This is a genomic window from Blastococcus sp. CT_GayMR19 (genome assembly GCF_004570385.1).
In the GTDB taxonomy this organism is placed as follows: domain Bacteria; phylum Actinomycetota; class Actinomycetes; order Mycobacteriales; family Geodermatophilaceae; genus Blastococcus_B.
This window is the reverse complement of record NZ_SPQL01000039.1, coordinates 1-1,185: the sequence shown is the minus strand read 5'-3', so window position 1 is coordinate 1,185 and position 1,185 is coordinate 1. Positions and strand designations below refer to the sequence as shown.

Sequence of the window (1,185 nt, the reverse complement as noted above, 5' to 3'; positions counted from 1 at the left end):
GGACAAGGACCCGAACAAGTCGCTGCACATCCAGGACGTGCCGACCCCGGAGCTGGGCCCGGGTGAGGCGATCGTGGCGGTGATGGCCTCGTCGGTGAACTACAACACCGTCTGGACGTCGATCTTCGAGCCCGTCTCCACCTTCGGCTTCCTGGAGCGCTACGGCCGGCTGCACGACCTGGCCAAGCGGCACGACCTGCCCTACCACGTCGTCGGGTCCGACCTGGCCGGCGTCGTGCTGCGGGTCGGCCCCGGGGTGCACAAGTGGCAGCCGGGCGACGAGGTGGTCGCCCACTGCCTCTCCGTCGAGCTCGAGGACCCGGCCGGCCACGACGACACGATGATGGACCCGCAGCAGCGGATCTGGGGCTTCGAGACCAACTTCGGCGGCCTGGCCGAGCTCGCGCTGGTCAAGAGCAACCAGCTGATGCCCAAGCCCGGCCACCTCACCTGGGAGGAGGCCGCCGCCCCCGGGCTGGTCAACTCCACCGCCTACCGGCAGCTGGTCTCCCACAACGGCGCCAACATGAAGCAGGGCGACGTCGTGCTGATCTGGGGCGCCTCGGGCGGGCTGGGGTCCTACGCCACCCAGATGGCGCTGGGCGGCGGCGCGATCCCGGTGTGCGTCGTCAGCAGCCCCGAGAAGGCCGCCATCGTGCACTCGATGGGCGCGGAACTGGTCATCGACCGCTCCGCCGAGGGCTACACGTTCTGGAAGGACGAGGACACCCAGGACCCCCGGGAATGGCAGCGCCTGGGCAAGAAGATCCGCCAGCTCACCGGCGGCGACGACCCCGACATCGTCTTCGAACACCCCGGCCGGGACACCTTCGGCGCCAGCGTCTACGTCGCCAAGAAGGGCGGCACGATCGTCACCTGCGCCTCCACCACCGGCTATCTGCACCAGTTCGACAACCGCTACCTCTGGATGAACCTCAAACGGATCATCGGCAGCCACTTCGCCAACTACAAGGAGGCGTGGGAAGCCAACCGGCTCATCGACCGCGGCCTGATCCACCCCACCCTGTCCAAGGTCTACCCCATGGACCAGGTCGGACAGGCCGCCTGCGACGTCAAGGGCAACCTGCACCAGGGCAAGGTCGGCGTGCTGACCCTCGCCCCCACCGACGGCCTCGGCGTCCGCAACACCGAGAAACGCGAACGACACCTCGAGGCGATCAACCG

General features: G+C 68.6%; 1 protein-coding gene. It reads left to right on the top strand.

What is annotated here, in order from left to right:
• A partial coding sequence (gene ccrA, locus E4P39_RS22045) for a crotonyl-CoA carboxylase/reductase (protein ID WP_135138801.1) occupies positions 1-1,185 on the top strand: 1,185 nt, incomplete at both ends.